At 71.4% G+C, this 304-nt stretch carries 1 pseudogene; it reads left to right on the top strand.

Going from position 1 to position 304, the window contains the following annotated elements:
• Positions 1-31: 31 nt before the first annotated feature.
• A pseudogene (locus tag ABY44_RS03675) lies at positions 32-304 on the top strand (hypothetical protein); the annotation flags it as partial.

Consider the following 304-nt stretch of genomic DNA (forward strand, 5'->3'; position numbering starts at 1 on the left):
CATGGCCGGCCTCGCGAACCGACACGGCCGCATGGTGGCCGATCTCATCGCGGGGCGGACCGAGACGGTGCGACCCGCACTCGGCACCGGGATCGTCCGCGTGTTCGGGATCGCCGCGGCGAAGGTGGGGTGGAGTGAACGGCAGCTCCGGGCGGCCGGGCGCGAGTTCTACGTCGTGCACGTGCACCCCGGATCCCATGCGGGGTACTACCCCGGTGCCGAGACGCTGTCGATGAAGCTGCTCGCCGACCCTGGATCCGACGCCATCCTCGGGGCGCAGATCGTCGGGCGAGACGGTGTGGAC

The organism is Burkholderia sp. ZZQ-2 (assembly GCF_050768715.1).
Lineage (GTDB): Bacteria > Pseudomonadota > Gammaproteobacteria > Burkholderiales > Burkholderiaceae > Burkholderia > Burkholderia cepacia.